Origin of the sequence: Kutzneria sp. NPDC052558 (assembly GCF_044547355.1) — a bacterium.
In the GTDB taxonomy this organism is placed as follows: domain Bacteria; phylum Actinomycetota; class Actinomycetes; order Mycobacteriales; family Pseudonocardiaceae; genus Kutzneria.
The window spans coordinates 1-26,773 of record NZ_JBIUAG010000039.1 but is presented as its reverse complement, the minus strand read 5'-3'; the positions used below and the strand labels follow the sequence as shown (position 1 = coordinate 26,773).

The window sequence follows — 26,773 nt, the reverse complement described above, 5'->3', positions numbered from 1 at the left end:
AGCCTCCTCGAACCCGAAGTGAACTGATCAATTCACTTTTTGTGGACGAGGCTACACCAGGGCGGCAACGGCGCGGTCGTGCGCGGCGTCGACCACGGCCGCCGACTCGCCGCAGATCAGCATCATCTGGAGCCCCCGCCAGAGGGCCACGATCGCCGTCGCCGTCTCGTCCGGGTCGGCCACGGCCGGAGCGCGCCGCAGCGCCCCGGCCACCACCGCCGTCCAGCGCTCCCGGGTCTGGGCCAGGAACTCGGGATCCCGCCCGGGCACGTCGGCGGCCATCCCGAACCGGGCGAAGAACAGCCGCAGGTGCGGCCGCCGGGCCGGGTCGGCGATGTGTCGCCACGCCGCCGAGATCCGCTCGGCCCGGGCGCCGGGCGTGTCGAGAATCGTGGCCAGCCGGTCGAGCAGCGCGGTGCCGCCCAGGATCTCCTCCACGGCGGCGGCGAGCAGCTCCTCCAGCGAGCCGAAGTGGTAGAGCAGCATGCGGTTGTTGGAGCCGATGCCGCGGGCGAGTTCACTCAAGGAGAGCCCGACCACGCCTCGGGTGAGGACGAATTCGCAGGTCAGGCCCAAGAGTCGGGCGCGTTCGGTCGGACCACTGGCCACGGCGCGATCGTAGAGGACGCCAGGCCGGCAGTGCTTCAGGACAACAGGTTCCGGGTGAGCCGGTCCAGCCGTGCCGCCGCCGCGGGGTCGAAACCGGTGGTGCGCACGGAGATCCGCTCGCCTTCGACGAAGGCGCTGAGCGGCTCGGCCGGCGGCTGGGCGATCAGCCGGAGGATCGGCTCGGCGCTGTCCTCGACCGGTCGGCCGTGCTGCTTCATGTGATTGATGTGGGCCAGCGTCTCCTGGTCGTAGGCGCCGGCGAAGCCGGTCGCGGTGACGCCGGGATGGACCAGGACGTACCGGGTCGCGCCGTCGGCGTGCTGCGCCGCGAAGGACACGCCGAGCAGGTCGTTGAGCTTGCCGCCTTGGCCCAGCGCCGGCCCGCCCTGATAACCGTGCTCCAGCTGGAGATCGTCCCATCGCACGAGCGAGAGATCCCCGCCCGGGCCGGCCACGTTGACGATGACCGGCGCCGACGCGGCCTCCAGCGCCGGCCGCAGCCCGTGGCTCACCAGGAACCGGCTCAGGTAGAACAGAGCGAAGTTCTCCTCGAACCCCTCGGCCGTGACCGTGCGGGCCGAGCGGTAGTTCCGCGCGCACAGCACCAGCGCGTCCACCGCCGCGAACCGCGCCAGCAGGTCCTTGACGACCGCCCTGGTCTCGGCCAGCAGGCTCAGGTCGGCGCGCACGAACTCCAGCCGGCCCGGCCCGTCGGCCATGTCCTTCGCCTTGGCCCCGTCCCGGCCGATGACGACGACGTGATCACCTTGCCGGACATGGGTGTTCGCGAGGTGACGGCCGATGCCGTCGGTGCCGCCCGTGATGACGAGTGTCTTCACCGAATCCCCCTGGTCGAACCGACAGACTCCGATGAAGCTACGGCGTCGGGACCGAGCGCGGGTCAGAGTTCGATGGGCCGGTACTGGCGGGCCTTGTCGACGATCTGCTCGGCGGTGAGGTTCTCCTCGCCCTTGGCCGGCCAGAAGATGAGGTCGCTGATGTGGGGGTTGGGGATGGCCCGGGCGAGCTGGTCGAGCCACTCGCCGATCTGGTCCTCGTCGCCCTCGTGGCGGATGACGCGCTCGACCAGGGCGATCATCTCTTCGCGGGTCATGGCCTCTCTCATCCGTAGTGGTACGTGCGGTCCAGGACGTCGCGGTGGAACTGGGGAGTCACCACGACGATGTTGCGCATGTCGTAGACGGCGCCCCCGTGCTGGATGGGGGTGGAGTGGTGCAGGGCGTAGTAGCCCACCTTACCGACGTGCTGGCTCTGGTGCGCGTGCGGAGCGAGGCCGTCCCTCATGGCGCTGACGTTGTGCGGGGCGAACTGGGCGGACAGGTGGGGGTCGTTGCCGACGGCGGTCCAGAAGGCCTTGCGGAAGTCGTCGAAGGTGGTGAACTGCTGGCCCTGGAGCTGACGGGCGATCTGGCCGGGGATGCGGCCGGCGTTGCCGTGGGAGCCGCGCAGCCACTTGCCCTGCACGTCGGGCAGCCCGTCGGCCCCGCTGGCGGCGCCGGGCTGGTTACGCGGGTCGTCGCAGCCGGCCAGGCCCAGGGGATCGAGCCAGCCGAGGGGATTGGGCACGTAGGTGTGGGGGTTGGGGCCGGCGTCCAGGCCGAGGGGGTCGGGCGAGAGGTAGGCCGCGGCCTCGGGGTCGTAGTGGCGGAACAGGTTGTAGTGGTGGCCGGTCTCGGCGTCGAAGTACTGGCCGGGAAAGCGCAGCGGGCAGTAGGTCGGCTGCCCGGCCGGCGAGAGCGGCCCGCCCCACAAGGTGGTCTGCTGCCGCCAGCCGACGGAGCCGTAGGCGTCGACGAGCTCGCACGGGGTGCCGACGAGATCGGTGACGATGGCGTAGAAGCGGCTGTCGACCCATTCCTGCGAGGCCCGGATCCGTTCGGTCTGGGCGACGGGGGTGAAGCCGCCGGGGTGGTAGTCCCAGGTGAGGGCCTGCCCGCCGGAGTGGATCTGCTCGACCAGGGTCGCGCCGTCCCAGACGAAGGCGATCTGCTCGGCGGGCCCCAGCTTGGCGATCCGGCGGCCGAGCGGGTCGTAGCGGTACCGCCAGGTGACGCCGTCGGGCGTGGTGACGGCGGTGAGCCGGTCGTCGGAATTCCAGGTGTAGCGCCAGGTTCGGGACTGGCCGGACAGGGTCCGCGAGTGTCGGGCGATGACCCGGCCCTGGCCGTCGTGCTCGTACCGGCTGCCGCCGGCGGCGCGCGGCAGGGCGCCGGTGTGGGCGCGGTCGGGTCCGGTGAGAATTCCGTTGGGGCCGTAGGAATACTGCTCACGATGCTGCGGCGCGGTGACAACGGTGACGCGGCCGACGGCGTCGAGGTCGAACTCCCGGATCCCGGCCAGCTGGTCGACGATCGCCGTCACGGCCGAGTCGGCGCGCAGCCGGTAGGCCCGGCGTTGCAGCAGCCGCTCCTGGCCGCCGGCGCCGGGCGTGGTCAGGGCCTGGGTGCGCAGGCGGTGGTTGGCGTCCCAGGTCTGGGTCAGGGTGGTGGCCCCGAACTGGCGGCTGGTCTCGTTGCCGGCGGCGTCGTGCTCGAAGCCGATGCTCTGCCCGCCGGCGGTGAGCCGGGCGGCCAGGCCGGTGGGGTCGTAGGCCCAGCGGGAGACGGCCCCGGTCGGGGTGGTGCGGGCGATCTTGCGGCCCATCGCGTCGTACGCGCTGAGCAGCGACCGGCCGTCGCAGGTCTCGGCGACGACGCGGCCGAGCACGTCCCGGGTGAGGGTGAGCTCGGTGTCCTCGTTGGCCGCCCGCACCAGCCGGTCGGCCGGGTCGTACTCGAAGGTGGTGACGGTGTCGGCGGATTCCCGCCGCACCAGCCGGCCCAGCGCGTCGTGCGTATGGCGCGTGGCCTGGCCGGCGCCGTTGGTGCGGAAGAGAAGTTGGCCGCAGGCGTCCCGGGTGTAGGTCAGGGTCCGGCCGTTGACGTCGGTCTCGCCGACGACGTTGCCGGCCGTGTCGTAGTCGTAGCGCCACACCAGCCCGGCCGGATCGGTGACGGCGGTGAGCCGGAGTTCGGTGTCGTAGCGGTATTCGGTGCGCCGGCCGCCGGGCTCGATCCGGGCCAGCGGCAGGCCGAAACCGCCGTACTCGGCGCCGAAGACCTGCCCGATCCCGTTGGTGTACGAGGTTTCGTTGCCCTCGCCGTCGTACGTCCATCGCTCGCTGGTGCCGTCGGGCAGGACCCGTTCGGTCAGCCGGCCGTCGATGGTCCACGAGAACCGGGTGATCCCGCCGAGGGCGTCGATGACGGCGACGACCTGCCCCAGTTCGTTGCGTTCCTGCCGGGTCAACGCGCCCAGCGGGTCGATCGCGGCGATCACCTGGCCGGCGGCGTCGCACACCAGCCGGGTGGTCGCGCCGGTCGGATCGGTCACGGCCGCGAGGTGGCCGCTCTCGTCGTAGTCCAGGCGGGTGGTCGCCCCGGTCGGGTCGGTGACGGCGATCGTGTTGCCGTTGTGGTCGAAGGCCCGCCGCCACTGCGTGCCGTCCGGCTCGACCACGATGTCCGGCAGGCGGTTTTCCCCATACACGGCCACGGTTTGCGTGCCGTCCGGGCGGGTCAGCCGGTGGAGGAAGCCGGATTCGGTGTACTCGTACCGGGTGGTGCGGCCCAGGGCATCAGTGCGGGCGAGTAATCGGTCGTAGGGGTCCCACTCGGAGACGGTCTCGCCGCCCAGCGGGTCGACGATCCGCACGACCTGGAGCGCGTCGTTGAAGTGGTAGGAAGTGGCCGCCCCCAACGAGTTCGTCATCGTGGTGACCGACTCGCCGTACTCGAAGACGGCGCTGAGCAGACCGTCGTCGCCCTCGCCGGCCACGCACCGTCCCGCGCTGTCGTAGGTGTAGCGGTACGAGTGGCCGCCACGGTCGGTCCACTGCGTCAGCCGACCGGCGGCGTCGTAGGCGAAGCGGTACGCGCGACCCTCGGGATCGGAAACCTCGACCAGGTTCCGGTCCTCGTCGTAGGTGTAGCGGGCGACCGGCGCGCCGGCCGCCGACAGCCCGACTACCAGGCCGTTCGCGGTGACGATGTCGACGACGTAGCCGCCGGAATGCCGCAGCCGCGCCAGATTCCCGGCTTCGTCGCGGTCGAGCTCGACCCGGTGCCCGATCCGGTCGCTGATCACCGTCAACGAGCCGTCGGCGGCGAAGGCCAGGTCCCGGCCCGCGTCGAGGTCGGCCAGCACGTAGCCGTCGCCGGACCGCCGCAGCGGCCAGCGCGGCCCGTCGGCCGGCAGCACGGGTTCCCCGTCCGGCGTCGGGAAGGCGAGCAACAGCCCGTCCTCGCCGAGGAACACCACGCCCTGGGCGTCGATCTCCAGCCGCTGGTCGAGCGTGGACGCCCAGGACGGCCCGAACAGGCGGCCGGCGCGGTAGGACGACTGGTGGGTCCGGGACAGCAGCAGCGGCAGCGCGCCCGGCAGGGCCAGGTCGAGCTGGGTCATCAGCACATCGCCGGTGACCAGGTCGACCGGGTCGCCGCCGACGCACTTCTTGGTCCTGGGAATGGCGCCTGGGCGCGTGGTGTCGCCCAGTTGCCGACGCCCCGAGCGCGGCGAGCCCCCGACCCGGCGGCCCGGCCGCCCGCCTTGCGGGTCGATGTCGCCCTTGGCCGCGTCCGGGTGCAGCCGCCGCAGCCGGCTCGCCCCCTGCCCGTCGGCCTCCTCGTACAGATCGGCGGTGGCGCCCAGCCGCTTGCCCGCGCCCTGCACGACCCGCCCGCCCTCGCTGAACACCTTGCCGGTGACCTGGATGCCCCGGCCCATGGCCTTGGCCACCACCGCGCCGATGCCGGAGCGGTCGCCGCCGGCGTGCGACACCAGGTTCTGGCCGGAGGTCTGGAGCTTCTCGCCGCCCTCGGCCAGCTTGCCGCCGAAGTCGCCGAGCTTGCCGCCCGAGCGGCGGATGTGGTCGGGATGCGCGTTGATCCCGCTCACACCGGTCTCCCCGGCCGCATTGGGTAAGGTCGGCTGACCAGTGACTTCAGGGGGAAGCCGGACGTGCGCACACAGTGGAGAACCGGTCGTGCCATCGCTGTCGCCGTGGCAGTGTTGGCCGTCACGAGCTGCACGATAGCCAGCAGGACGTCGGGCGAGAGCAAAGTGTCGGGCGGCGCCTCGGTGACGATCGAGAGCGGCCCGGGCAAGGACTCGGACCCGATCGTGTTGATGGCCCACACCGACAAGCCCTGCGACCGCGCCGACGGCACGGCCGTGACCTGGGGGAACGTCTGAGCATGGGTGAGAGCGGGCTGGCCGGCTGGACGGTGGCGGACTCCCGCCGCCGTGGAGTCAAGCGCTGGGGCCGTTTTCCGGCCGACGTCCTGGACCTCACGGTGGCCGAGATGGACCTGCCCGTGGCCGAGCCGATCATGGCCGCGCTGCGGGATTCGGTGGAGCGCCAGGCCTTCGCCGCCATGTTCGTGGCTCGGCGGCCGACGGTCGAGGTGCCGATGGCGACCGGGCGTGACTGAAGGCGCTATCTGACACATGGTGGCCGACAACTGACACCAAGATCGACAATCGCTTCGTGCTGCCTGCCTGCATTGTTGTCCTGTTCGGATGAACCTTGCGGGGTTCGGGTCTAGGTTGCGGGACTGCTTGCGGGTGTTCGGGTCTACCTTGCGGGTCGCTGAAGACCGGCCGGGACGGGCCGGGACAGTGTCCCGGTGCCGGAGCTTGATTTTGTGCCCGGTGGTGCCCCGCCCGCGTTTGCCGAGCGGTTCTCGCGCCCGTGGGCAGCACGGCGTCCGGTCCGAGCCCGAACGTAGTCGCTAGTCCGGCCTCGTCCTGCTGAACGCCGCAAGGTGGCCGGCGGTGCGGCCGGTAGCCGCGACTCGTCTCGCCGCTACCGGCCGCAAGGGTCACTCAGCAGGGCTTGATCCCGTCGACGCCGTCCGGGACGTTGTAGTACGCGGCCGGGGCATAGGCGCGGCTGTCGTAGGCCGTGGAGTAGCCGATCGGGATCCAGTTGGATCCGTCCCAGTTGTAGAAGGTCGCGGTGACGTGACCGGTCTGATTGTTGATGTACGAGCGGACCTGGTCGGATCCCCAACTGAGGCCGATGTTGTCGATTTGGCCGCACTTCCATGAGGGATGCATGGATCCGGTGAAATTGAAACCGTTGTAGACGCAGATGTCGCCGGAGGCGCAGTAGGCCGCGGGGGCGGCGTCGGCCGGCGTGGCGCTGATGACGCCGATACCGGCGCTGAGCGATGCGATGGATAGCGCTGCGAGTACTCGCTTCACGTTGATTTCCTTCGTTGGTTGCCGTGTCGCACGGTTGTAGCGACGGGGATTGTCCGGGGTTGGATGCGCCGAGGCCGAACGACAGTCTTCACTGCCCGTGCCCGCTGACAGGTCGTCCTTACCTACTGTCAGTAGCAGGCATCTGCCGTCTCGCGCCAAACGCATAGCTAACTTGGCCATTCACGCTTTTCGGTCCGTCATGCGATTCGCGATGGTGCTCAGGGTGTGGCGTACCCTTGCAGGTTCTGCGTCTAATTCGGATATCCCGACAGACCTATGGTCGCGTTGCGCCGATGGTGGGACCAGGACACGGACCGGCAATGTGTGTCCGGTGAGCGCGCTACCGTTCGGGTCTGGGACGCGACGGGGGAGGTCTGCATGGGAGACCCGGGCTGCGCCGTGCTGCGCCGATACCGACAACGTGCGGCATTGACTCAGGAGGAGTTGGCCGAGCGATCCGGGGTGTCGGCCAGAACGATCCGTGGGATGGAGACCGGGACACGGCGCAATCCCCAGCTCGACTCGCTGCGCCGCCTGGCCGACGCGATGAACCTGTCCACCGACGAGCGGGAGGAGTTGATGGCGTCGGCACTGGGCCTGGGCCCGCAGAGCGCGCCTGCGCCGAGCCCGCCACGGCAACTTCCTGCGCCACCATGCGGGTTTACCGGTCGCGACACGGAACTGGCTGCTCTTACTGCCAGCCTCGACGCAACTGCTGGCCCGTCCGAGGCCATCACGATTACTGTCGTCGCTGGACCCGGTGGGATCGGCAAGACCTCGTTGGTCGTGCGGTGGGCGCACCAGCACGCGGATCGCTTTCCTGACGGGCAGTTGTTCGTCGACCTCTGCGGCTTCAGCCCCACCAGCAATCCGGTTGAGCCGCTGACCGCACTACGTGGATTCCTCGACGCCTTCGGCATTGACCCGGCCGGCATCAGCGGCGGCCTGGCCGAGCACGCTGCCCGCTACCGAAGCCACGTCGCGGACAAGCGGATGCTGATCGTGCTGGACAACGCCGCCACCGCCGACCAGGTGATTCCGTTGCTTCCCGGCACGCCGACCTGCACCGTGCTGGTCACCAGCCGCAATGCCCTCACGGCGTTGCTGCATCGGCACGGGGCCCGGCACCTGACGCTGACCGTCTTAGACGAGGATGAGGCCCAGGCGCTGCTCGCGCGCCGTCTCGGCGACAAACGCATCGCCGTCGAACTCGAGGCCGTGACCGAGCTGATCGAGTTGTGTGGCCGATATCCGTTGGCGTTGGCCATCATGGCCGCCCGCGCACACGCCTGTGCGGACATCCCGCTGGCCGAGTTCACTGCGGAGCTTCGCGAACCGGGCTTGGACGCGTTGGACGACAGCGATCCCACTGCCAGCCTGCCCGCCGTGCTGTCGGTTTCCCTGCGTGACCTCACCGCCCAGCAGAGCACGACATTCGCCCTGCTGGGCGTCGCCCCGGGCCCGGACATCAGCCTGCCCGCTGCAGCCAGCCTCATCGGCCTGCCGACGCCCCGGACACGAGCGGTGCTGCGGGCCCTCGTGGACGCCTCCCTGCTGAACCGCAAGCCTGCTGAGCGGTATGCCATGCACGACCTCGTCCGCGACTACGCCAGCACCACCGCCCGCCGCAACCTCGCCGACGACGACCGAGCGGCTGCACTGCGGCGGCTGGCCGACTTCTACACCCACACAGCACAGGCCGCGGCCAACCACCTCCTGCCACACCGGCCGATGATCGTGGCCACCCATCCCGCACCGGGCAACCACCTCCACCACCTCGCCGATGCCCGCGCCGCAGCAGCGTGGTTCGACCGGGAGTACGCCAACCTGATTGCCGTTCAACACATGGCGACCGACCGCCAGTGGCACGACACCGTGTGGCAGCTGGCCTGGGCACTGACCAGCGTCCACCTTCGCCGCGGGCGTCTGCGCGACGAAATGGACGTCTGGAAGGCCGGAGTGCACGCCGCCGCGCATCTGCCTGATCCTGCGGCACAGTCCTTCGCTCACCGCCACCTCGGTCGCGCCTACGCCGAACTGGCCTGTCATCAGGAAGCGGCTGACCACCTCGGCAAGGCCTTAGACCTGGCGCGGCGCCACCACGAGCAGATCGAGGAGGCGCACACGCATCGCGTAATCGCACGGGCCCTGACGCTGCGAGGAGACGACCGGCAGGCACTGGACCACGTCACCTGCGCTGTTAACCTGTACCGCAATCTCGCTCAGCCGGTGTGGGAAGCCGACGCCTTGAACCAGATGGGTTGGTTCGCAGCCAGCCTCGGCGACTACGACGCCGCCCACGCCCACTGCCAAGCCGCCCTCGTCCTACACCAGCAGCACCACAACGCTGAGGGCGAAGCCAACACACTGGACAGCCTCGGCTATCTCGCCCACCAAATCGGGCGCGACGCCGAAGCCATCGCGTACTACCAACGGGCCCTCGTCGTCTATCGCAGCCTTGGTAACACCTCGGACTACGCCAATACCCTTGACCGGCTCGCTCGTTCCCACTCTGCGGTCGGCCAGCACGACCACGCTCGCGAGGCTTGGCAGGAGGCGCTGCATCTGTTCAGCCAGCAGGGACGCGACGAGCAAGCCATTCGCGTGCAACAAGCCCTCGATGCCACTCGCGATCGTCCCGTCGGCAGGTAGTCGTTAGCGGCCCCGAATCCGCAAGGTTTCCCCGAACAACCCGGGCGGCCGCCGACCGGATCTAGATTTCGTGTCGCAGGTCGACGACCTGCGCGTCCGCAAGGTTCGCCCGGACAGGACAGTCGCCGAGCTGACCCCGGCGCGGCTCCACGAGGTCGAGCCGGACAGGACAACCGACCTGGAGGGCACGCCATACACTGCCCGGAGTGTCCAAGATTCTCATCGCCGCCACCGGCGGCTCCGGCCACATCAACCCGCTACTGCCCTTCGCCGATGCCTACGCGGATCAGGGCCACGACGTCCTGCTGATCGGTCCGCCGTCGCTGCGCGACGCCACCCGCGGCCACCCGGCCCGCATCGGCGCCACCCCGCCCCGGACCGAACTTGACGCCATCAAGCAGCGCCTCCCCACTGTTCCGCACGCCGAAGCGACCGTCCTCATCGACCGCGAGGTCTTCGGTCGCCTCACCACCACGGCGATGCTTCCCACCATGGCCGAGACCTGTCGCGACTGGCGGCCCGACCTGGTCCTCCGCGAACCCTGCGAATACGCCTCCGCCATCGTCGCCGAGGAGAACGGCATCCCGCACGCGCAGGTGGCCATCTCCCTCGCCGCAGTGGAAACCCACGTGCTCGACCTGGTCGCGCCCGTTCTGCCGACTGGCATCGGCGAGCGCATCCGCACCGCGCCCTACCTCACCCGCTTCCCCGAATCCCTCGACCCGTCCCCCTTCCCGGCCACCCGCCGCTTCCACGAACGACCGCAACAGACCGGCGCGCTGCCAGACTGGTGGCCGAACGACACCCGCCCGCTCGTCTACCTCACGCTGGGCACCGTCGCCGGCGGCCTGCCGGCGGGTATCCCGGCCTACCGCACCGCTCTGGCCGCGCTCGCCGGTCTGCCGGTCCGTGTGCTGCTCACGGTCGGCCGCACCTTCGACGCCGCCAGTCTCGACCCGGTCCCGCCGAACACGCACATCACCGACTGGGTGCCGCAAGCGGACGTACTGACGGAGGCGAGACTTGTGGTCTGTCATGGTGGTTCCGGCACGACGTTCGGCGCCCTCGCCGCCGGTGTGCCGGTGGTGATCCTGCCGATGTTCGCCGACCAACCAGCCAACGGCCGGCTGGTCGCCGCGTCCGGCGTCGGTCGGATGGTTGAGCCGCTGGGTGGCACCGAGGCCACGATGGGCCAGTTCGGCCCCGACGACCTACCCGCGATCCGGACCGCGATCCGACAGGTGCTGGAAGACGATTCCTACAGCAGCGCCGCTCAGCGCGTCGCAGACGAGATGAGCAGCACACCGAACGTGGCCGAACTGGCCGCACATATGACCCGCAGCTCGGGGTGAGCGCTCACCTCAAAGGTCAGGCTGGCATCGCCGGAAAGATCATCTAAGCTTGTCGTTTAAGGTCGCTCGACCTGTTCGGGCTCCGCGTGGAGATGATGGGGCCTCAGAGCCATCGGCATGGCGGGGTCAGGGTTGGTCCCATGGCCGCGCGAAATACGCTCGCCTTGTCGTCAGGCCGTCGGTAGGTTTCGCTCGTGCGTACCCCGGCTGTGGTGGCGGTCGTGGCGCCTGGTGCGGTTGTCACCGAGGTCGTGCCGCGGACTGGTGGGCAGCTCAGCACGGTGCACGAGGTCCGGTTCGCCGATGCCGATCCGCTGATCGTCAAGCAGTATGCCGAGAAGTGGCGCTGGAAGCAGGCCAAGGAGGTCCACGTCTACCGGCTGCTGGCCGAGCACGGGGTCGGGCCGGCGCCGCGGGTCGTGCACGTCGACACCGACCAAGCGGTGACCGTGCTGACGCTGCTGTCGGGCCGCCCCTTGTCTGAGGTGGCGTTGGAGCCGGGTGCGTTGCGGGTCGCCTACCGGCGGATGGGCGAGCTGCTTGCGGCGCTGCATCGGATCACCCAGCCCGCGTACGGGTATCTGACGACCGAGATCCTCGACCCGGAGCCGGACAACCCGGCTTACATGGGCCGGCAGTTCGCCACGAAGCTGGCCGAGTTCGCCGGGCTGGGCGGCCCGATGCAACTGCACGACACGGTGCGGGACCGGGTCGCTGCGCAGACCCATCTGCTGGCCTCGTGCACAGGTGCGGTGTTGTGCCACAACGACTTCCACGAGGGCAACGTGCTCATCGACGAGGCAGGCGTGGTCACCGGGTTCGTCGACGTGGAGAACATGATCGCTGCCGACCCCCTCATTGACCTGGCGAAAACGGTGCAGTACGACCTCGATGCCTCGCCGGTGAAACGTGCCGGGCTGTTCGAGGGTTACGGGCCGCTGCCGGCCGACGCGGCCGACCGAATCGAGCTCTATCGGCTCTATCACGCGCTCGAACTGTGGGACTGGTTCGCGTCGATCGGTCACACCGCGCCGCTGTCCGGGATCGCCGCTGACATCCACGCGCTGGCAACGAACTAGCCGAACCAACAGGTCACCGGTGTCTGCCAGGCGCACCCCGGTTGATCATGGACGCAGCCTTTGGTTGATCATTCCTCTTGCGACAGAAGGAAGACCGACCAAGGGCTGCGTGATCAGTGTGCACGATGTCAACCGGGAGCAGGCGCTCGGGGACCTGGACCGGTTCCGGCTGGAGTTCTACGGCTGCTTGACCACGCGAGCGGGCGGGTTGTTCGAGTTGGCCGACGCGGTGTTGTGCACCGACGGCCCAGTCCGGTCCCTGGTCAGTGCGTGGAGTGGAAGAATGCGAGGTGTAGTGATCGTGAGGCCCAGAGGGCCGTCGTGGGGCGGCTCGATGAAGGTGAGGCCCGTGCCGGCCGACTCGGCGTCATAGACACGGTAACGTGGGTCGAGGTCCTGACCGGTCACGACCTCCGCCCAGGTGCGCACGTCGTCGAACCATTTGTCGACGTACATGGCGAGCTGGCGAACCGCTGGTCAGAAGCTTGATCATCCGCCAACTTGAACAGGAACGGACACCTGCGTCGCCGTCGACGAAGACCTGCCGATCGCGGCTCTTCAGGGCTGTCGACGTGACAGTCCGGCCTGATCAGCGGGCCTTGCCGGCGAGGTCAGCTAGTTGGTCGAGCTTGGTGAGGCCGTCGGCTGGCGAGAGGTCGGGCAGGTGCAGGGCCACGCGTTCCACGCCGAGTTCGGCGTAGGCGTCCAGGGTGGCGACGTCAAGTGAGGTGCCGAAAGCGGCGACGGTGACGGGGACCTCGCGGCCGGCGTTGGCACGGAGCTTGTCGATGAAGCGGGCGAGATCAGCCTGGGGTGCGGCGTTGGCCAGCCAGCCATCGCCGTACTCGGCGATGCGGCGGATGGTCGCGTCGCTGGCACCCCCGACGTAGATCGGGGGATGGGGTTTGCGCACGGGCTTCGGCCACAGGCTGACCGGATCGAAGTCGACGTGGCGGCCGTGGAACTCGGCCTCGTCCTTGGTCCACAGCTCGCGGATCGCGAGCATTCGCTCGTCGGCCAGCGCCCCGCGAGTGCGCGGGTCCGTGCCGTGATTTTCCATCTCCTCACGGTTCCAGCCCACCCCGACGCCGAACACCGCGCGGCCGCCGGAGACCACGTCCAGGCTGGCGACCTCGTTCGCGGTGTGGATGGGGTCGCGCTGCACGATCAGCGCGATGCCGGTGCCCAGCAGCAGCCGCTCGGTGACTGCGGCCATCACCGACAGTGCCACGAACGGGTCGAGGGTGCGGTAGTACTCCCGAGGCAGCGGGCCGCCGGGCGGGTAGGGCGTCTTCCGGCTGCTGGGGATGTGGGAGTGCTCGGCCAGAAAAACCGAGTCGAACCCGCGTTCCTCGACCGCGCGTCCCAGTTGGGCCGGCGGCAGTGTCTCATCGGTGACGAAGGTCGCGACGCCAAATTCCATTGTCTGTGCAACTTCCTGCTGCGCGGTGGTTGTTTCGCGGGCCGTTCGCGTCGAGTGGCCGGGCCGCCGAAGATATGCCGGTTGCCTGGACTGCCAATGACACCGCCGGCCTTGCCGACCATGGCGGTGGAGCGGGAGCCTATTCGGGCGCGCCGGTGGGCAGGGGTTGGGCGTGGGCGGCGGCGGGCGCGGTGCGCCGCCAGCCGATCAGGACGATCCCGGCGATCAGCTGGGCGACGATGATCGGGTAGACCGAAATCCGCTCGTACACCGCGGCGTAGGGGGCGTCCCAGTTCATCGCCAGCACGACGGCGGCCACCAGTCCGATGACGCCGAGCGCGACCTCGGTGATGCCGAGCCACGTCTCGGTGCGGCGGCGCAGGATGTGCCCGCCGATCACGACGAAGACCAGGTTGCCGCCGAGGATCGCCATGAACGCGCCGAGGCCGTGCCAGACCATCATGCCGTTGGCCAGCGACTCCGGCGAGCCGTGGATCAGTCCCACCACGACGATGCCGACGCCCTGCACCAGGGCCAGGAACAGGTAGACCCATCGCATTCGTCCCAACAGCAGGCGGAACAGCAACACCGCCGCGACGACGAACAACACGCCTTGGAGGATGAAGGCGCTGTTCATCACGCCGTGCAGCGGGGAGCAGATCACGCGGCCCTGGAGTTCGCCGCCGCACGAGGGCACGCCGAGGTCGCTGATGGCGTTGCGGCTGTAGCTGTAGGGCGGGTTCTTCCAGGCCGACGCGGTGATCGCCTCGGCGATCAGGTACCACAGGGCCGCGACGGCCAGCGCCACGCCGCCTGCCTTCACCGCGTTCGCGGGTGTGGTCGTCATCGTCCGGCTCCTTCGGCGTGGTTGTGGTGGTGCGATCAGTCGAGGGTCGGGGCATGGACGTCGAGTGCGACGCCGGTCTCGCGTTCGGAGACCTGCCAGAGCTTGGAGATGGCCCGGTCCATGCCGATCCTGCGCAGCACCGGCCGGCGGACCGGGGCACCGCTGGTCACGAACCGTGGTCCGTAGAACTCGCCGCCATTGGCGGCGGGATCGGTCGCGGCGCGTAGCTGCGGCAGCGCGCCGTCGTCTGGCGACATGCCGGTGAGCTCGGCCATGAAGACGCCGAACCGCTGGGAGGCCCCGCCGCCCGAGCCGGCCACGCTGGCTGTTTGCAAGTCGGTGTTGGCCATGCCCGGGTGCGCGATCAGGCTGGCCGTGCCCGCGCCGGCCCGCTCCAGCTCACGCTGCAACCCCAGCCCGAAGTGGTAGTTGGCCAGCTTCGCCTGCCCGTAGGCGCGCCAGGCCCCGTAGCGGCCCCGCAGGTGCGGGTTGGCCACGTCGACGGGACGGCCGGTGTTGCGGGCGGTGCTGGTGACGGTCACGATCCGGGAGCCGGGTGTGCGCAGCAGCGCGGGCAGCAGCAGCGCGGTCAAGGTCCAGTGGCCCAGGTGGTCGACGCCGAACTGCATCTCGAAGCCGTCGACCGTTCGGGCCTCGGCGATCGCCATCACGCCGGCGTTGTTGACCAGAAGGTCGAGGCGGTCATGGGCGGCCAGCACCGTGTCGGCGGCCTGTTTCACCGACGCCTGCGAGGACAGGTCGAGCGCGACCAGCTCCAGCGAGGCGTCGGGGACGGTCGCGCGGATCTGGTCGACCGCGGCGGCGGCCTTCTTCTGGTTTCGCACGGCCATCACCACGTGCGCGCCCTTGGCCGCCAATTGCTTGGCGGTGACCAACCCGAGTCCGCCGTTGGCCCCGGTGACCAGGGCCGTGCGGCCGTGCTGGTCGGGGATGTCGGCTGCGGTCCAGCCCATCTCACACCTCCCAAGGGGTGGTCGTTCACTGTGTGTCGGCGTCACTTGACCGCGGTCTCGGCGTACGCCTTGGCGAGGTGGTCGCCGATCATCTGGATCGCGGCCCTGGCGGTCTCGGCCGGCGCGGTGTGGGTGAACTGGTGGTCGACGCCGGGGAACTCGCGGTGGGTGACCTCGACGCCCAGGGCGGCGAGGTCGCGGGCGAAGTCGTTGCCCTCGTGGCGAAGCGTGTCGTACTCGGCGGTCATGACCAGCGTCGGGGGCAGTTCGCCACGTCGCGGGTGGTGCGCGGTGGCGACCAGCGGGGCGTGCGGGTCGACGCCGGCGAAGTACGTGCGCCGCACCAGCGACATCAGCGAGGGGGACGCGAGCGGACGCTTCTTGCTGGAGGTGCGCGCCGCGTCCTCGCGGGTCGTGTCGACGAACGGGTACTCGGCCGACACGGCGACCGGGCGGTGGTAGTCATCGTCGATCGCCATCAGGGCCACGGTGAGGGCGAGTTTGCCGCCGACGCTGCCGCCCCCGACGGAGATCCGGTCGCGGTCCCACCCTCGATCTTCGGCGTGCTCGCGCACCCAGCGGTAGGCGTCGTAGGCCTGTTCCTCGGCTACCGGGAACCGCACCTGCGGAGCCACGTCGTAGTCAGGAACCACGACGTGGCAACCGATCTCGGCGGCGAGGTAGCGGGCGACGTTGTCCTCCTGCTCCGGCTGTCGGCCGATGAACGCGCCAGGATGGAAGGCCAGATGCACCGGCGGGCGGGTGCCGGCCGCCGCATGCCGGTCGAGCTGCCGTGCGGTCGGGGCGTACACCAGCGCGCGCACCGGCCCGTGCCGGGTCGGGATGGTCACGGTCGTCGGGTCCGCTGTCGGCTCGCTGGCGAATTGCAGCTGTGGCGAGGAGAACACCAAGGGCACCATCACCCTGTTCAACGCCTGCATCACGCGGGCCTGGAACGCGGCACGCCGGTCGATGCCGGGGTCACGTCGTGACATGGAGCAAACCTCGATTCCGATGGTGCGCAACGGGGTCAGACCGGCTCGACGGCCAAGCCGATCGTGGCGTCCGCGCCGCGCAGATACCTGCTGGCATAGATCATGGCCAGGCCGATCAGGCCGTACTTCCGGCCGACGACGGCACGTGTGCGCCTGGTGGCGGCGGCATCCTGGACGGCGGCGTGGCCGCGGACGATCTCGCCGCTGGTCCTCGTGCCGTAGGTGTCGCAGATCTGCAAGGTGACATCGGGGTTGCGCTTGATGCGCTTGACTTTCCCCGAACCGGCGTAGGTCCAGATGACGATCTTCTGGCCGTCGCGGGCCAGCCATACCGGCACGCCGACGGGAGTGCCGTCCTTGCGGTAGGTGGTGAGCAGGGCGTATCTGGCGGCGGCGACCGCATCCCACGGGCCACGACCGGTGGTCGACTCGTTCCTGCCCTGCGCGCCAAGTGTCTTGTGCCGCATAGGTTTCTCCTTCTTGACCACATCGGAGCCGGGCCGAGGTCTCAGGTCCAGGCGGGCACTTCGCCCTCGCGGTAGCGGGCGCCGAAGCCGCCGTGCGGGAGGATCTCGCGAATGGCCGCAAGGTCGGCCTCGGTGAGCGTGATGTCGGCGGCGGCGGTGTTCTCCTCGATCCGGGCCACACTGCGGGTGCCGGGAATGGGCACGATGTGCTCGCCCTGGGCCAGCAGCCAGGCCAGGGCCAGCTGGGACACGGTGGCCCCCTTGGCCTTGCCGAGCTCGGCCAGCTGCTCCACGGCCGCGACGTTGCGCTCGAAGTTGCCGGGCTGCCAGCGCGGGTCGAAGGTGCGCATGTCGGTGCTGTCGTACTCGGCGGCGGGCTTGGCCGCGCCGGTGATGAAGCCGCGGCCCAGCGGGGAGTAGGCGACCAGGCCGATGCCGAGCTCGGCCAGCGTCGGGAACAGCTGCTCGACGTCCCGTTCGAACAGGGAGTACTCGGTCTGCAGCACCGACACCGGCTGCACGGCGTGCGCGCGCCGCATTGTCTCCGGGCCGGCCTCGCTCAGGCCGAAGTGCCGGACCTTGCCGGCGTCGATGAGCTCCTTGACGGCGCCGGCGACGTCCTCGATCGGCACGTCGGGGTCGACGCGGTGCTGGTAGAGGACGTCGATGTGGTCGGTGCCGAGGTAGCGCAGGCTGTTGTCTGCGACCCGGCGGATGTTGTCGGGGCGGCTGTTGAGGCCCAGGCCCTGCTCGGTCCGCTGGAAGCCGAATTTGGTGGCCAGGATCACCTCGTCGCGGAAGTCCTTGACCGCTCGGCCGAGCAGGGCCTCGTTGTTGTTGTCCTCCCAGCCGTAGACGCCGCCCCAGCCGTAGATCTCGGCGGTGTCGAAGAAGGCGACGCCGAGGTCATGGGCGCGCCGGATGGCGGCCAGGCCCGCCTCCACGTCGCTGGGGCCGTAGGCCATGGTCAGGCCCATCGAGCCGTAGCCGATGGCCGAGACCTTCAGGCCCTGGCTGCCGAGTGTCCGCTGGTGCATGACTGGCTCCTGTCGTCGAACCAAAACTTTTGTTTTGAACTTACGACGCTCCGTGGCCGCTGTCAAAACGAACGTTTTGGTAGGCTCTGTGTCATGACTCACCAGGCCGTTCCCGACTCCACCCGCGACCGGATCGTCGCCGCGGCCACGGCCGAGTTCGCCCGGCACGGCATCGCCGGCGCGCGCATCGCCCGCATCGCCAAAGGGGCCAAGACCAGCACGGAACGCGTCTACGCCTACTTCGCCGGCGGCAAGGACGACCTCTACCGGTCCGTCGCCACTCAGGAGCTCGCGGCGATCGCCGAGGCGACCCGACTGGACCCCACCGACCTGCCGGGCTACGCGGGCCGTCTGTTCGACTACTACACCGCCCATCCCGAGCGGTACCGGCTGACGGCCTGGAGCCGGCTGGAGCTGGGCGACGCCGAACGTGACGCCGACGACCCGATGCGCAAGTCGGCCGCCCGCAAGACCGAGCAGGTCCGCCAGGCCCAGCAGGCCGGGCTGGTCGACCCGGCCTGGGACCCGATGGACATCCTGGTGATCGTCAGCCAGATCGCCATGACCTGGGCCAACCTGCCCGACATCCCCATCCCGGACGGCATGGACCGCGACACGTTCTTAGCGGCCCGGCGAGAAGCCATCATCACCGCCGTCGAACGACTGTTCCCCACCACACCCGCCCGCGAAACCGACGGCACCACCTGCCCGTGCTAGGTCGGTCGGCGCCCGTCTGGGGCACGAAGATCGATGTTGTCGACCAGCTGCTGCTGGTAGTCGAGCACCGCGAACACGTAGTACCTCGCCGAGTTCTGCTGCCGAAGCTGGTCCACGAGGCGCGCCGCCCGCGCGATCCGTGTGCAGAAGACGCCGTAGTCGGCGGCGATCCGCCGCGCTTGACGCCGGTACAGCGGGCATGCGGCGGACTCGCCGGCGGTGAGGTCCCGCCAGATGCCGGCCGGGGCCAGGGGCGGCATCTCGCCGCTCGGCATCCCCGCCACCATCGCCGCCTTCGAGCAAGGCCGACCGTGGCTGCGGGAGGCGCTGATCCTGTTGGAGCGCAGGCGGGATCTGGTCGTGACGGCGGTCAACTCGCTCGGCCACGGCCCGCTGATGACCAGCCCCGACGCCACCTACCTGGGCTGGCTCGACCTGCGCCGATTCGGCCTGGAGCGGCCCGACGTCCACCTGCGGGACGAGGCCGGGATCGCCACCGTCGCCGGCCCGGACCACGGCGCCGCCGGCGCGGGGCACGTCCGCGTCAACTTCGCCACCCCGGACGCCCAGCTGACCGATTTCCTGTCCCGCCTCGAACGGGTCCTGAAGACCGTCTGAGCCGAACGGGCCATCCCGGTCGGCGGGATGGCCCGTTCACCGGTCTCACTGGGCGAAGAACAGCCGCTCGGGGCCGTCGACCAGGATGCTCTGGCGGTCCTGCTCGGACGGGGCCCAGTCGGCCAGCAGGTTGAGCAGCTCGCCGGTGTCGAGCTGGGAGAACGACAGGTGCGGCCAGTCGGAGCCCCAGATGAGCCGGTCCGGCCGGGCGGCGACGAGGGCCCGGCCCAGCGGCCCGACGGTGGACAGCGGCTTGTCCTTGGCGATCCGGTACGGCCCGGACAGCTTCACCCAGCAGCTGCCCTGCTTGAGCACGTCCAGCAGCCGCCCGAAGTCGTCCTCGGTCAGGCCGTCGGACTCCTTCATGTAGCCCATGTGGTCGATGACGAACGTGTCTTCGAGATCGGCCAGGAACGGCAGCAGGTTCCGCACGACGGTGCCGGGCGAGTAGAACTGGAGGTGCCAGCCGCGCGGGCGGGTCCGGTCGGCCATGCGGCGGATGTAGTCGATGAGCTCGGCGTCGGACCAGGACTGGCGGGCGAACAGGTCCAGGCGGATGGCCCGCACCCCGAGCTCGTGGTAGGAGTCGAGCTCGGCGTCGGTGGTGTCGTCGGAGATCCGCACCACGGCGCGGCAGCGGGAGCCGAGGGTGCGCAGCACGTGCAGGGTCAGGCTGTTGTCGTTGCCGTAGAACGTCGGCTGCACCAGGACCACGCGGTCGATCCCGAGCACCTCGGTGGCCTGCCGGTACTGCTCCAAGGTGGCCTGGGGGAAGGGGTACTGCGCGTCGGCGACGTGCGGGTAGCCCGGCTCGAACACGTGGAAGTGGGTGTCGCAGCTGTTGGGCGGCATGGTGAACACCGGCTTGGTGTTGGTCTCGGCGTCCCGGACCGTGGTCACGTTGGGGTCGTAGGCCATGGGTGTCTACCCTTCGTTTCGGCTGTTGTGCCACGACGTGAACCGCTCGGCCCGCAGCTGCGCGCCGGAGAACAGCAGATCGGTGTCGTTGCCGGTCATGTGCAGGGGGCAGATGCCCAGCGGCAGCAGGGATTCCACAATGGACAGATCGCCGACGCCGCCGAGCTGGAGCAGCTTTCCGTGCCGCAGGCAGGCCTTCGCCGCGGCCGCCACCGCCTGCCGGAACAGCGGGTGCTCGTAGTCGCCGGGCGCGCCCAGTTCGGCGGTCAGGTCGTTGGCCCCGATGGCGAGGATGTCGACCTCGTCGAGTTCGGCGATGGCCTCGGCGTTGTCGATGCCCTCGGGCGTCTCCAGCAGGATCTGCACGATGGTCATCTCGTCCAGCGCGGGGTTGAGCGTCTTGGCCGGGGTGGGGCGCATGCCCAGCTGCGGCACCATGGTCAGCGCCGAGCGCTGCCCGGCCGGCGGGAACCGGCAGGCCCGGCCCAGCTGGCGGGCCTGCTCGGCGGTCTCGATCCGGGGGAAGACGATGCCGTGCGCGCCGCCGTCCAGCAGCCGGCCGATCGCCCCGTACTCCTGCTCGGGCACCCGGACCAGCGGGGTCAGGCCGAGATCGGCGGCGGTGGCGCACAGCTGGGCGGCGACGTCGATCGGCATCGTCGAGTGCTCGAGGTCGATCATGACGGCGTGGTGGCCGGTGCTGGCGGCGATCCGGATCACCTCGGCGCCGCGGGCGGCCCGGACCGAGAGCATCAGGGTCAGGTCGCCGGCCCGTAGTCGGTCGAGGAACGGGTTGTGCCGCAGCGAATCCGTGCTCATGGTGTCTCCTGGGGAGTCGATTCGAACGTCCGCGCGCGGATGAGGAGCAGCGCGATGGCGATGGACACGACGGTGAAGCCGCCGCACCACACGAAGCCGAGCGAGAAGCCGTGCCAGAGGGCGTTCTGGGCCGCCGGAATCGACCGGGCGGAGATCGGCCCGAGATTCGCGTGGGCGACGGCGATCGGCCCGCCGGCCGCTGCGACGTGGTTGACGGTGGCCAGCGCGTCGCCGGTGATGCCGGCCCGGGCCAGGAACTCCGGCAGCACGGAGCCGGCGTTGGCCAGGGCGATCGCGCCGATGGCGGCGATGCCGACCGCCGCGCCGGTGTCGCGGGCCATGCTGATGGTGCCGCTGGCGATGCCCTCCTTGTGCGCGGGCACGTCGACCATGCAGGCCGACGTGCTCGACACCACGGCGACGAAGCCGATGCCGGCCAGCAGCAGCGAAGGCGTCAGGTCGAGCAGGGAGGTGTCGGCGATCGGCACGGCGGCCAGCCAGAACTGGCCGATGGCCATGGCGACCAGCCCGCCGACCATCACCCGGCGCGGCGCCAGGCGGAACAGGAACTTGGCGAACACCGGCCAGACCACCAGCGGCACCGCGACCTGGATGGTGCTGGCCAGCCCGACGGTGAGGCTGTCCTGGCCCTGGATGACGCCGAGCCGGATGGAGACGCAGTAGTTGTAGGCGAAGAAGCCGACCGCGTTGATCAACCCGACCAGGGCGGCGCCGGTGTAGGTGGGGCTGCGGAACAGTTCGGTGTGGATGAGCGAGTGCTCGGTGCGCAGCTCGATGAGCACGAACACCGCCATCAGCGCCGCGCCGCCGGCCAGGCTGGCGATGATCGGCGGCGTGGTGTAGCCGACGTCCGCGCCCTGGATGACGCCGAACAGGATCGCGGTCAGCGCGACGGCGAAGGTGATCTGGCCGGCGATGTCCAGGCCCCGGTTCTCGGTGGCCCGCGAGTCGACCATGGCCACGGCGTTGATCAGGGCGCAGCCGATGGCGACGGCGAACACCACGGCGTAGGCCCAGTGGAAGCTGGCGTGCAGGCCGATGGCCCCGCTGATCGCCGGAGCCGTCGCCGCGCCGATGGCCATCGCCATCGCCCACGTCGCGATGCCCCGGGCCCGTGCGCGCGGGTCAGGGGTGAGCGCGGCGACGGCGGCCAGCGAGGTCGGGAACAGGATGGCCGCGCCGATGCCGGCGATGGCCTGCCCGACCATCAGCACCGGCACGGCCGGGGCCACCATGTTGACGCCCTCGCCCAGCGCCAGCACCAGGGTGCCGATCACCAGCAGTCGCTTGCGGCCCACGCGGTCGCCGATCACGCCGAAGGTGAGCTCCAGGGCGGCGGTGGGGATGAAGAAGATGGCCGAGATCCAGCCCAGCTGGGTGCCGGAGGCCTGGAGCTCGGACTGGATGACACCGCTGAGGGCGGCCGGCATGACCATGGCGAAGTTGGCCAGGAACACCGCGCTGAACACGGCCAGCAGCGCGCCGCGGCGGGTCGGGGCGTCGGCTGAGGGCGGTGTCGGAGTCTTCTTGATGGCGTTGAACATGGGGTCGACCAACTCTCCGGTGAGTTGAGACGCGACGGAGGGGATGGTCACGGCAGCCGCGGGTACCGGACGTTGTCCAGTCCCGGCACCGTGACCGCGGTGGGATCGTTGTCCTGCTTGACGAGTTGGGCCACGGCGTAGTCGGTGACGCAGCCGGACAGCAGCTGCCGCGCGTCCTCCAGCACGACCCGCAGCCGGGTGACCATGGCCCGCAGGTCGTCGGGCCCGTGGATCACCGGCATCTCGCCGACCTCGGTCACGCGCGGGTCGCAGACGTCCGGGAACTGCTGGGCGTCGGGGGAGTAGCGGGGATAGCCGGCGAACATGATCTCGCCGAGCTCCTGCATGCCGCGCATGCCGGCCCACAGTGTGCGCAGCGGCTCCTCCAGGGCCACGACCTCGGAGAGGTCGCCGTCCTTCGGCGTCGCGAACACCGGCGCGTGCGGCGCGATGTACATGCGCTCCAACGGAAGCCGGTACTCGCTGGCCCCCAGCAGCATCGTGGCGACGCTGCTGGTGTTCCAGGTGACGCCGGCGGTCGGGCGGCCCTGCCGGCCGGCGACCACGACCATGGCCCGTTCCCAGTCGATCTGCTGTTCGCGGAACCAGCGGATCAGCCGGAACGAGGTGTCCAGGCCGGCCAGGAAGAACGTCGCGACCATCATGTCGTTGATCAGGCCGGTGCCGTCCTTGCCTTTGTCCCGGTTGAGGAAGTCCGCGCGCAGCGTCTCGGCGCTGAGGTAGCCGGGCGTGGTCAGGGCCCGGCGCAGGTACTCCTCCGTGGCCGCGCAGGCGTAGTCGCACATGCCGGCGATGGCGAACTCCCGGCCACGGAAGGCTTCCACGGCGATGACGTCCCGCCACAGCCGCGGGCTGTTGGCCGCCCGGGCCCGTTCGGTCGCGGCCAGCAGGCGCACGGCCTGGTGGTGCCACGAGTCGTCCCCGGTGTGATGGGCGATGCTGACCAGGGACGCGACCGCCGGCCCGAGGTGGGAGACGGCGGAGAGCTCCTTGAAGCCGCGGACGGACAGCCGGAAGCCGTCGACCATGGGCGGCCGGCCGCCGCCGGGGTAGAGGGCGACGTCGAACCCGGTCGCCACGATCAGCGGATCCTCGACCAGGCTGCGGTGCTTGACCTGCGACAACAGCGGGCCGATGCCCTGGGCGTCGCGGGTGTAGGCGGTGAACAGATCCACCAGTTCGGGACTGGAGTCCATGGCCGAACGGTAGCGCGCTGACGATTCCGTCACAAGTATCGCGAACGAAATCGTTGACGATTTCTGTGACGTGTCAGTAGGGTGATGTCATGCCGGCAGGAGGTGGCGAGATGACGACGTCACGGACGGGCGAGGCGGCCAAGCGGATCGCGGTGGACGCGCTGCGCAAGGCGCTGCTGGACGGCGATCTGGTGGCCGGGCAGCGGCTCATCGAGCCGGACCTGGCCGAGGCCTTCGGGGTCAGCCGGTCCAGCGTGCGGGCGGCGCTGATCGACCTGGCCGCCGACGGGCTGGTCGAACGCGTGCCGAACAAGGGCGCGCGGGTCCGGGTGGTGCCGCTGGAGGAGGCCATCGCGATCAACGAGTGCCGGATGGTGCTGGACGGCCTGTGCGCGGCCAAGGCGGCCGAGCACGCCACCGAGGCCGAGGTCGAGGAGCTGCGGGAGTTCGGCCGCCGGCTCACCGCCGCGGTCGAGGACGGGGAGCCGCTGAAGTTCTCCGCGCTCAACCTCGAACTGCACCGGGCCATCCGGCGGATCTCCGGCCAGAACGTCGCCACCGGCCTGCTGGAACGGCTGCACGAACAGGTCACCCGGCACCAGTTCCGCCTCGCCCTGCAACCGCAGGGCCCGCAGACCTGGCTGCCCGAGCACATCGCCACCATCGAGGCCATCGCCCGGCACGACCCCGCGGCCGCCGAGTCGGCGGCCCGGGGCCACCTGGCCAACATCATCGCCGTGCTCCGGGCCGGCGCGGACCAGTCCACGCCGCACCAGGACTGACCAGCCCAGCACCGTCGTCCGGCCGCCGCGGGCGGTCGGCCGGCGGCTGCCCGGAGTCGGCTTCTCCCCAGGGAAAGGCTGACCACCATGCTGACCGAGATCCAGCGCATCCCCACCTCCGGCGCCCGCGCCGTCGCGCCGTTCGAGCTGGACGGCCACGCTTTCCTTGCCGTGCCCCAGCTTTCCTCCGACTCGCCCGGCACCCCGCCCGGCATGAACGGCGGGGACAGCGACACCGACCTGCTGCTGTTCCGCCGGGAGGCGGAAGGGTACGTCCTCTACCAGCAGCTGCCGGCGCCGGGCGGCGAGGACGCGGAGTTCTTCCGCATCGGCGACGACGCGTTCCTGGCCACCGCCAGCATCCGCTCCGGCCGCGGGCCGTACTCCTACCAGATCGACTCGGTCATCTACCGTTGGGACGGCGGGAAGTTCGCCGAGTTCCAGCGCGTGCCGACGTTCGCGGCCAAGCAGTGGCGGCACTTCCAGTTGGGCGAGCGGCACTTCCTGGCGCTGGCGCAGGGAGTGTTCCTGCCGCACACGGAGAAGGACAACCGGCCGTCGGTCGTGTTCGAGTGGGACGGCGCCAAGTTCGTTCCGTTCCAGGAGATCGCGTCCAAGTGGGCGTACAACTGGCACTTCTTCGAGCTGGACGGGCAGTTCTACCTGGCCCACGCCGACAACCGGGACCCGTCGCGGCTGTACCGCTGGGACGGTGAGCGCTTCGTCGAGTTCCAGACGCTGACCGAGTCGGAGGGGCGGGCGTTCGCCACCTTCGCCGTCGACGGCCAGACCTACCTGGCGGTGGCGGTGATCGCCGCGGAGTCGCTGGTCTACCGGTGGGACGGCTCGACGTTCGTCGAGCACCAGGTGTTGGCGGGCAAGGGCGGACGGGAGTTCGCCCTCGTCGAGAACGCGGCCGGTCTGCACCTGATCCGGGTCAACTTCATCATCGGGCCCCGGGAGAACCCGACCACCGCGTTGCAGTCCCAGGTCTACCGCTGGGAGGACGGTCGGTTCGTTGTGGTGGAGGAGTTTCCGACCGCCGGTGGCACCGATGTCGCGGTGATCGGCGACGGCGAGGACACGCTGGTGGCCGTGTCCAACAGTCTGACGCCCGACACCCATTTCAGCACGGAGACCGTCATCTACCGTTTCGGTGACACGCAATGAGAGTAGCCGTCGTCGGGGCCGGCGCGATCGGCGGGTTCCTGGGGGCGAGGCTGGCCCTGGCCGGTGTGCGGACCTCCGCTCTCGCTCGGGGCGCCACGCTCAAGGCGTTGCGGCACAACGGATGGCGGCTGCGGGACGAGGACGGTGAGCACAGCGCGCCGACCCGGGCCAGCGGGGACGCGGCCGAGCTCGGTCCGCAGGACCTGGTCGTGGTCGCGGTCAAGGCGCAGTCGCTGCGCGGGGTCGTGGGCTCGATCGGGCCGCTGCTCGGGCCGGAAACCGTTGTGCTGACGGCGATGAACGGCATGCCCTGGTGGTTCTTCAACGACGTGGCCGGGGCCTGCCATGGGCTCAGGCTGGCCAGTGTCGACCCGGACGGGGCGATCGCGGCGGCCATTGAGGGGCGGCGGGTGGTGGGCGGGGTCGTGCACCTGAGTTGCGACCGGCCCGAGCCCGGGGTGGTCGCGCATCACGGCGGCCGTGAGCTGATCATCGGGGAGCCCGACCATCGTGAGTCGGGTCGGGCGCGTGCGGTTGCTGAGCTGCTTTCCTCGGCGGGATTGGATGTCTCGGTCTCGTCGAACATTCACGCGGATGTCTGGTACAAGCTGTGGGGCGCCATGACCATCAACCCGGTGTCCGCGCTGACCGGGGCGACCGTGGACCTCATCCTGGACGACGATCTGGTTCGCGCGTGGTGTGAGACGGCGATGGTCGAGGTGCGGCGTGTCGGTGAGCGCATCGGCTGCCCGATCACCCAGACCCCGGCCGAACGCAACGACGTCGCCCGCAAGCTCGGCGCGTTCCGGACCTCGATGCTCCAGGACGCCGAGGCCGGGCGGAGCTTGGAGTTGGACGCGCTCGTCGGTGCGGTGCGGGAGATCGGGGCGGTGGTCGGCGTGCCCACGCCGACCGTCGACGCCCTGTACGGGCTGACCAGGCTCAGCGCCCGGGTCCGCGAGCACTGAAACCGCTACCGGACAAGCCGTGACCACCGGATCGGTAGCCGAGGCGCTTCATCGGTGCACTGGGATACCTTGACACATGTCAGATCCGGGCCGATCGCCCTAAGGTGTTGATGTGGACACCGTGTCTGGGGCGACGGGTCAGGGCGGCATGGCGAAGATTCTCGACGCCATCCTCGCCGATGAGTTGGACACGCTCGCCCATCTGCCCGTTCCGGAGACCTACCGGGGCGTGACCGTGCACGCCGACGAGGTCGAGGTCTTCGACGGCCTGGCCACCGCGGACAAGGACCCGCGCCG

General features: G+C 70.0%; 26 protein-coding genes and 1 pseudogene. 10 read left to right on the top strand and 17 right to left on the bottom strand.

The annotated features are described in order from the left end of the window. Positions 1 to 51 precede the first annotated feature (51 nt). The 4 genes from ACIG5F_RS42370 to ACIG5F_RS42355 form a co-directional block, all read right to left on the bottom strand. Positions 52 to 609 (bottom strand): TetR/AcrR family transcriptional regulator, encoded by a 558-nt coding sequence (locus tag ACIG5F_RS42370; RefSeq protein ID WP_396525883.1) that lies wholly within the window; start codon positions 607 to 609, stop codon positions 52 to 54. A gap of 35 nt (positions 610 to 644) precedes the next feature. After that, positions 645 to 1,448 (bottom strand): SDR family NAD(P)-dependent oxidoreductase, encoded by an 804-nt coding sequence (locus ACIG5F_RS42365; RefSeq protein WP_396525882.1) that lies wholly within the window; start codon positions 1,446 to 1,448, stop codon positions 645 to 647. A 62-nt stretch (positions 1,449 to 1,510) separates the two neighbouring features. Continuing rightward, on the bottom strand, positions 1,511 to 1,723 hold the full coding sequence (locus ACIG5F_RS42360) for a bacteriocin immunity protein (RefSeq protein WP_396525881.1): 213 nt from the start codon (positions 1,721 to 1,723) through the stop codon (positions 1,511 to 1,513). An 8-nt stretch (positions 1,724 to 1,731) separates the two neighbouring features. Then, positions 1,732 to 5,565 (bottom strand): DUF6531 domain-containing protein, encoded by a 3,834-nt coding sequence (locus tag ACIG5F_RS42355; protein WP_396525880.1) that lies wholly within the window; start codon positions 5,563 to 5,565, stop codon positions 1,732 to 1,734. Between the two features lie 299 nt (positions 5,566 to 5,864). Here ACIG5F_RS42355 and ACIG5F_RS42350 point away from each other — a divergent pair, with 299 nt between their 5' ends. Next, positions 5,865 to 6,101 (top strand): hypothetical protein, encoded by a 237-nt coding sequence (locus tag ACIG5F_RS42350; RefSeq protein ID WP_396525878.1) that lies wholly within the window; start codon positions 5,865 to 5,867, stop codon positions 6,099 to 6,101. Between the two features lie 394 nt (positions 6,102 to 6,495). Here ACIG5F_RS42350 and ACIG5F_RS42345 read toward each other — a convergent pair whose 3' ends face one another. Next, a complete protein-coding gene (locus tag ACIG5F_RS42345) occupies positions 6,496 to 6,876 on the bottom strand; it encodes a peptidase inhibitor family I36 protein (RefSeq protein WP_396525877.1) in 381 nt (126 codons plus the stop codon). A gap of 378 nt (positions 6,877 to 7,254) precedes the next feature. Here ACIG5F_RS42345 and ACIG5F_RS42340 point away from each other — a divergent pair, with 378 nt between their 5' ends. The 3 genes from ACIG5F_RS42340 (at position 7,255) to ACIG5F_RS42330 (ending at position 11,959) form a co-directional block, all read left to right on the top strand. Further along, positions 7,255 to 9,528: an ATP-binding protein gene (locus ACIG5F_RS42340; RefSeq protein ID WP_396525876.1), complete on the top strand. Its 2,274-nt coding sequence runs from the start codon at positions 7,255 to 7,257 to the stop codon at positions 9,526 to 9,528. 206 nt (positions 9,529 to 9,734) lie between these two features. Further along, positions 9,735 to 10,880 carry a glycosyltransferase gene (locus ACIG5F_RS42335; RefSeq protein WP_396525875.1) on the top strand — a complete coding sequence of 382 codons (1,146 nt, stop codon included), beginning with the start codon at positions 9,735 to 9,737 and terminating at the stop codon, positions 10,878 to 10,880. Between the two features lie 194 nt (positions 10,881 to 11,074). Beyond that, the gene (locus tag ACIG5F_RS42330) at positions 11,075 to 11,959 is read left to right on the top strand and encodes a phosphotransferase family protein (protein ID WP_396525874.1); all 885 of its coding nucleotides are present in this window, start codon (positions 11,075 to 11,077) and stop codon (positions 11,957 to 11,959) included. A gap of 177 nt (positions 11,960 to 12,136) precedes the next feature. Here ACIG5F_RS42330 and ACIG5F_RS42325 read toward each other — a convergent pair whose 3' ends face one another. From ACIG5F_RS42325 to ACIG5F_RS42295, 7 genes are all read right to left on the bottom strand, one after another. Beyond that, a complete protein-coding gene (locus ACIG5F_RS42325) occupies positions 12,137 to 12,415 on the bottom strand; it encodes a hypothetical protein (RefSeq protein WP_396525873.1) in 279 nt (92 codons plus the stop codon). Between the two features lie 133 nt (positions 12,416 to 12,548). Further along, positions 12,549 to 13,382: an LLM class F420-dependent oxidoreductase gene (locus ACIG5F_RS42320; protein ID WP_396525872.1), complete on the bottom strand. Its 834-nt coding sequence runs from the start codon at positions 13,380 to 13,382 to the stop codon at positions 12,549 to 12,551. A 139-nt stretch (positions 13,383 to 13,521) separates the two neighbouring features. After that, a complete protein-coding gene (locus ACIG5F_RS42315; protein ID WP_396525871.1) occupies positions 13,522 to 14,229 on the bottom strand; it encodes a DUF998 domain-containing protein in 708 nt (235 codons plus the stop codon). Between the two features lie 35 nt (positions 14,230 to 14,264). Next, the gene (locus ACIG5F_RS42310; protein ID WP_396525870.1) at positions 14,265 to 15,203 is read right to left on the bottom strand and encodes an oxidoreductase; all 939 of its coding nucleotides are present in this window, start codon (positions 15,201 to 15,203) and stop codon (positions 14,265 to 14,267) included. A gap of 41 nt (positions 15,204 to 15,244) precedes the next feature. Further along, entirely contained in the window at positions 15,245 to 16,198 is a 954-nt protein-coding gene (locus ACIG5F_RS42305; RefSeq protein ID WP_396525869.1) for an alpha/beta hydrolase fold domain-containing protein, read from the bottom strand. A 35-nt stretch (positions 16,199 to 16,233) separates the two neighbouring features. Beyond that, positions 16,234 to 16,665 carry a PPOX class F420-dependent oxidoreductase gene (locus ACIG5F_RS42300; protein WP_396525867.1) on the bottom strand — a complete coding sequence of 144 codons (432 nt, stop codon included), beginning with the start codon at positions 16,663 to 16,665 and terminating at the stop codon, positions 16,234 to 16,236. 41 nt (positions 16,666 to 16,706) lie between these two features. Continuing rightward, on the bottom strand, positions 16,707 to 17,702 hold the full coding sequence (locus tag ACIG5F_RS42295; protein ID WP_396525866.1) for an aldo/keto reductase: 996 nt from the start codon (positions 17,700 to 17,702) through the stop codon (positions 16,707 to 16,709). A 93-nt stretch (positions 17,703 to 17,795) separates the two neighbouring features. Between ACIG5F_RS42295 and ACIG5F_RS42290 the strand changes: the two genes are divergently transcribed. Further along, positions 17,796 to 18,419: a TetR family transcriptional regulator gene (locus ACIG5F_RS42290; protein WP_396525865.1), complete on the top strand. Its 624-nt coding sequence runs from the start codon at positions 17,796 to 17,798 to the stop codon at positions 18,417 to 18,419. Here the strand turns inward: ACIG5F_RS42290 and ACIG5F_RS42285 are convergent. Beyond that, on the bottom strand, positions 18,416 to 18,679 hold the full coding sequence (locus ACIG5F_RS42285) for a hypothetical protein (protein WP_396525864.1): 264 nt from the start codon (positions 18,677 to 18,679) through the stop codon (positions 18,416 to 18,418). The genes ACIG5F_RS42290 and ACIG5F_RS42285 overlap by 4 nt on opposite strands. Between ACIG5F_RS42285 and ACIG5F_RS42280 the strand changes: the two genes are divergently transcribed. After that, on the top strand, positions 18,654 to 19,037 hold the full coding sequence (locus ACIG5F_RS42280) for a hypothetical protein (protein WP_396525863.1): 384 nt from the start codon (positions 18,654 to 18,656) through the stop codon (positions 19,035 to 19,037). The genes ACIG5F_RS42285 and ACIG5F_RS42280 overlap by 26 nt on opposite strands. A 45-nt stretch (positions 19,038 to 19,082) precedes the next feature. Here ACIG5F_RS42280 and ACIG5F_RS42275 read toward each other — a convergent pair whose 3' ends face one another. Genes ACIG5F_RS42275 through ACIG5F_RS42260 form a run of 4 tightly spaced genes read right to left on the bottom strand, consistent with a single transcriptional unit; the run spans position 19,083 to position 23,556 of the window. Continuing rightward, a complete protein-coding gene (locus ACIG5F_RS42275; protein ID WP_396525862.1) occupies positions 19,083 to 19,955 on the bottom strand; it encodes an amidohydrolase family protein in 873 nt (290 codons plus the stop codon). 6 nt (positions 19,956 to 19,961) lie between these two features. Beyond that, the gene (locus ACIG5F_RS42270; RefSeq protein ID WP_396525861.1) at positions 19,962 to 20,774 is read right to left on the bottom strand and encodes an HpcH/HpaI aldolase/citrate lyase family protein; all 813 of its coding nucleotides are present in this window, start codon (positions 20,772 to 20,774) and stop codon (positions 19,962 to 19,964) included. Then, complete coding sequence (locus ACIG5F_RS42265) at positions 20,771 to 22,390, bottom strand: MFS transporter (RefSeq protein WP_396525860.1); 1,620 nt, start codon at positions 22,388 to 22,390, stop codon at positions 20,771 to 20,773. Before ACIG5F_RS42265 ends, ACIG5F_RS42270 begins: the two co-directional genes overlap by 4 nt. Beyond that, complete coding sequence (locus tag ACIG5F_RS42260; protein WP_396525859.1) at positions 22,387 to 23,556, bottom strand: DUF5624 domain-containing protein; 1,170 nt, start codon at positions 23,554 to 23,556, stop codon at positions 22,387 to 22,389. The genes ACIG5F_RS42265 and ACIG5F_RS42260 overlap by 4 nt, the downstream gene beginning before the upstream one ends. Before the next feature lie 110 nt (positions 23,557 to 23,666). On the opposite strand from ACIG5F_RS42260, the gene ACIG5F_RS42255 reads away from it, so the two are divergent. From ACIG5F_RS42255 to ACIG5F_RS42240, 4 genes and pseudogenes are all read left to right on the top strand, one after another. Continuing rightward, on the top strand, positions 23,667 to 24,338 hold the full coding sequence (locus ACIG5F_RS42255; protein WP_396525858.1) for a GntR family transcriptional regulator: 672 nt from the start codon (positions 23,667 to 23,669) through the stop codon (positions 24,336 to 24,338). 87 nt (positions 24,339 to 24,425) lie between these two features. After that, a complete protein-coding gene (locus ACIG5F_RS42250) occupies positions 24,426 to 25,508 on the top strand; it encodes a hypothetical protein (protein ID WP_396525857.1) in 1,083 nt (360 codons plus the stop codon). Further along, positions 25,505 to 26,476 carry a 2-dehydropantoate 2-reductase gene (locus tag ACIG5F_RS42245; protein WP_396525856.1) on the top strand — a complete coding sequence of 324 codons (972 nt, stop codon included), beginning with the start codon at positions 25,505 to 25,507 and terminating at the stop codon, positions 26,474 to 26,476. Before ACIG5F_RS42250 ends, ACIG5F_RS42245 begins: the two co-directional genes overlap by 4 nt. Before the next feature lie 148 nt (positions 26,477 to 26,624). Beyond that, positions 26,625 to 26,773, top strand: a pseudogene (locus tag ACIG5F_RS42240) (crotonyl-CoA carboxylase/reductase); the annotation flags it as partial.

Bases quoted from the DNA above. Each gene is read 5' to 3' on its own strand.
- ACIG5F_RS42360 (WP_396525881.1), bottom strand. From the start codon at position 1,723: ATGACCCGCGAAGAGATGATCGCCCTGGTCGAGCGCGTCATCCGCCAC.
- ACIG5F_RS42350 (WP_396525878.1), top strand. From the start codon at position 5,865: ATGGGTGAGAGCGGGCTGGCCGGCTGGACGGTGGCGGACTCCCGCCGC.
- ACIG5F_RS42340 (WP_396525876.1), top strand. From the start codon at position 7,255: ATGGGAGACCCGGGCTGCGCCGTGCTGCGCCGATACCGACAACGTGCG.
- ACIG5F_RS42325 (WP_396525873.1), bottom strand. From the start codon at position 12,415: ATGTACGTCGACAAATGGTTCGACGACGTGCGCACCTGGGCGGAGGTC.
- ACIG5F_RS42320 (WP_396525872.1), bottom strand. From the start codon at position 13,382: ATGGAATTTGGCGTCGCGACCTTCGTCACCGATGAGACACTGCCGCCG.
- ACIG5F_RS42315 (WP_396525871.1), bottom strand. From the start codon at position 14,229: ATGACGACCACACCCGCGAACGCGGTGAAGGCAGGCGGCGTGGCGCTG.
- ACIG5F_RS42310 (WP_396525870.1), bottom strand. From the start codon at position 15,203: ATGGGCTGGACCGCAGCCGACATCCCCGACCAGCACGGCCGCACGGCC.
- ACIG5F_RS42305 (WP_396525869.1), bottom strand. From the start codon at position 16,198: ATGTCACGACGTGACCCCGGCATCGACCGGCGTGCCGCGTTCCAGGCC.
- ACIG5F_RS42300 (WP_396525867.1), bottom strand. From the start codon at position 16,665: ATGCGGCACAAGACACTTGGCGCGCAGGGCAGGAACGAGTCGACCACC.
- ACIG5F_RS42295 (WP_396525866.1), bottom strand. From the start codon at position 17,702: ATGCACCAGCGGACACTCGGCAGCCAGGGCCTGAAGGTCTCGGCCATC.
- ACIG5F_RS42290 (WP_396525865.1), top strand. From the start codon at position 17,796: ATGACTCACCAGGCCGTTCCCGACTCCACCCGCGACCGGATCGTCGCC.
- ACIG5F_RS42280 (WP_396525863.1), top strand. From the start codon at position 18,654: ATGCCGGCCGGGGCCAGGGGCGGCATCTCGCCGCTCGGCATCCCCGCC.
- ACIG5F_RS42285 (WP_396525864.1), bottom strand. From the start codon at position 18,679: ATGCCGCCCCTGGCCCCGGCCGGCATCTGGCGGGACCTCACCGCCGGC.
- ACIG5F_RS42275 (WP_396525862.1), bottom strand. From the start codon at position 19,955: ATGGCCTACGACCCCAACGTGACCACGGTCCGGGACGCCGAGACCAAC.
- ACIG5F_RS42270 (WP_396525861.1), bottom strand. From the start codon at position 20,774: ATGAGCACGGATTCGCTGCGGCACAACCCGTTCCTCGACCGACTACGG.
- ACIG5F_RS42260 (WP_396525859.1), bottom strand. From the start codon at position 23,556: ATGGACTCCAGTCCCGAACTGGTGGATCTGTTCACCGCCTACACCCGC.
- ACIG5F_RS42255 (WP_396525858.1), top strand. From the start codon at position 23,667: ATGACGACGTCACGGACGGGCGAGGCGGCCAAGCGGATCGCGGTGGAC.
- ACIG5F_RS42250 (WP_396525857.1), top strand. From the start codon at position 24,426: ATGCTGACCGAGATCCAGCGCATCCCCACCTCCGGCGCCCGCGCCGTC.
- ACIG5F_RS42245 (WP_396525856.1), top strand. From the start codon at position 25,505: ATGAGAGTAGCCGTCGTCGGGGCCGGCGCGATCGGCGGGTTCCTGGGG.